Annotated in this window: 1 protein-coding gene; it reads left to right on the top strand. The window is 45.5% G+C overall.

The annotated features are described in order from the left end of the window. The first annotated feature begins 103 nt into the window (after positions 1-103). A complete protein-coding gene (locus tag AB4583_RS20920) occupies positions 104-1480 on the top strand; it encodes an IS4 family transposase (protein ID WP_017068118.1) in 1377 nt (458 codons plus the stop codon). Positions 1481-1503: the final 23 nt, after the last annotated feature.

Here is a 1503-nt window from a genome sequence, read left to right on the forward strand (position 1 = left end):
CTGTCTCTTATACACAAATCCCTAAGCCACGCTTGGGGATTTTTTTTGAACTATTTTTAGGTTTCATGATCTGATCATCTAAGCAATGACAAGGATGATTATCATGACCTATATAGAGCCAACCCTCTGGGCACAAAAACAGTTCGGTCAAGCCCACCTAAATGACCCTAGACGCACTCAAAGACTCGTTACTCTCGCAGCCTCACTGGCCGAGCAACCTGGTGTACCCGTCTCGAAACTCATTATCTCCCCTGCTGAAATGGAAGGGGCTTATCGCTTCATCCGTAATGAGCAAATCAAAGCAGAAGATATCGCAGAAGCGGGGTTTTATGTCACCGCACAAGAAGCATTAGAGCAACAAACACTTCTTGCCTTAGAAGACACCACTTCTCTCAGTTACTCCCATCGCAGCATTCGAGATGAACTCGGGCACTCCAATCAAGGCAACCGACATCGCGCCATGTTCGTACACTCAACCTTACTTTTTGCTCCCGACACTCAATCTGTTATTGGTTTAATTGAACAACAGCGCTGGACTCGTGATATAGAAAAGCGAGGCCAAAGGCACCAGCATGCGACTCGACCATACAAAGAGAAAGAAAGTTATAAGTGGGAACAAGCCTCTCGCCATGTCGCTGAGCGACTTGGCGATAAAATTTCGGATGTCATTTCTGTGTGCGATAGAGAAGCCGACCTATTTGAATACCTCACTTACAAGCGAGAGCAACAACAAAGGTTCATCGTTCGCTCAATGCAAAGCCGCTGTATTGAAGAGCATGATAATCGTCTTTATAGCTATGCCTCTACCCTGTTATCAGCCGGAGAGAAAGTGCTCGAAATACCGCAAAAAGGGGGGCGTAAAGCTCGCAAGGCTCATTTAGATATCAAATATGCCCCCGTGACACTCAAGTCTCCTGCTAACAAGAAAGAGTTCGATAACATTCCGCTTTACTACGTGGGATGTATAGAACAAGGAGAGAGTAGCGATAAGCTCGTATGGCACTTACTGACTTCTGAGCCGATAACGAGCAAGGAAGAGGCACTCAAAATCGTCAGTTATTATGAGCGGCGCTGGCTGATAGAAGATTTTCATAAAGTCTGGAAAAGTGAAGGGACAGAGGTTGAGCAACTGAGAATGCAAAGTAAGGACAACTTAGAGAGGCTCAGCGTTATTTTGGCTTTTATCGCGACTCGGTTACTCCAGTTGAGGTTTATGAATGAATCAGACGCGTTATCTAAGACCAGTTGTGAGCGGGTATTAAGAGGCAAAGCGTGGAAGTTAATGTGGCTCAAGTTGGAGAAGAAAGAACTACCGAAAGAAGCGCCTAATATATCATGGGCTTACAACGGTATTGCTCGGTTAGGTGGTTGGAAGAATACCAAGCGAACGGGGCGCGCTTCTATAAAGACGTTATGGCAAGGATGGTTTAGGTTACAAACCATCCTTGAAGGGTATGAACTCGCTAAGTCTCTTGATTAACCAGACTTGTGATCAAGAGACAG

This window comes from Vibrio sp. 10N.222.49.C12, assembly GCF_041475025.1.
Lineage (GTDB): Bacteria > Pseudomonadota > Gammaproteobacteria > Enterobacterales > Vibrionaceae > Vibrio > Vibrio crassostreae_C.

Bases quoted from the DNA above. Each gene is read 5' to 3' on its own strand.
- AB4583_RS20920 (WP_017068118.1), top strand. From the start codon at position 104: ATGACCTATATAGAGCCAACCCTCTGGGCACAAAAACAGTTCGGTCAA.